This is a genomic window from Lacisediminihabitans profunda (assembly GCF_008040105.1).
GTDB lineage: Bacteria > Actinomycetota > Actinomycetes > Actinomycetales > Microbacteriaceae > Lacisediminihabitans > Lacisediminihabitans profunda.
In genome coordinates, this window is the sequence record NZ_VRMG01000101.1 from 1 (window position 1) to 301 (window position 301).

Below are 301 nucleotides of genomic sequence, written 5' to 3' on the forward strand. Positions count from 1 at the left end.
GGGGAGGGCCGGGAACGGCGGGTGCATTCCGTAGGCAAGAGCCCCCGCCGTCGCCACCACGCCGAGCTCGGCACCGGGCGCCCCAGCTCGACGGAGCCGCTCGAAGTTGCCGTCGCCGGAGTAGCAGCGCACGAGCTCCGGGTCGGAGAGGTCGTCCGGCCGAGCCCTGCCGGTGAAGAACCCTCTCGCCTGCGACGACCAGGGGAACAGCGGCGTCGGGGTCTGCGTGAGCCAGAGCTTCGAGGCGGCGGCGGTGGCGTGCCGGCGGCCGTCCCACGGCACGTCGTACGCCTCCGCGAGA

General features: G+C 74.4%; 1 pseudogene. It reads right to left on the minus strand.

The features are described 5' to 3' along the window. Positions 1-282, minus strand: a pseudogene (locus FVP33_RS19215) (aldo/keto reductase); the annotation flags it as partial. Positions 283-301: the final 19 nt, after the last annotated feature.